This is a genomic window from Mesorhizobium sp. M1A.T.Ca.IN.004.03.1.1, from assembly GCF_003997555.1.
Taxonomy (GTDB): Bacteria; Pseudomonadota; Alphaproteobacteria; order Rhizobiales; family Rhizobiaceae; genus Mesorhizobium.
Map to the genome: position 1 here is coordinate 1 of NZ_RZTV01001176.1, position 232 is coordinate 232.

Sequence of the window (232 nt, forward strand, 5' to 3'; positions counted from 1 at the left end):
GGAACACCTTCGAGGGCCGATGATTCTCGTCGAGCGCCGAATAGAAGAAGCTCTTGCCATCGGGCGCCCAGACGCCGCCGCCGCCGGTATTTTCGATCCGGTCGGTAAGGTCTTGCCCGGTCTGGAGGTCGCGCACCTGCAGCGTGAAGAATTCCGAACCCTTGTCGTCGTAACCCCAGATGCCGCGGCTGTGGTCGCTCGAATGGTCGAGGCCGGCGAGGCGGAAATAGGC

General features: G+C 63.4%; 1 pseudogene. It reads right to left on the reverse strand.

Annotated elements, in window-relative coordinates:
• Positions 1–232: pseudogene (locus EOD29_RS35390) on the reverse strand (S9 family peptidase); the annotation flags it as partial.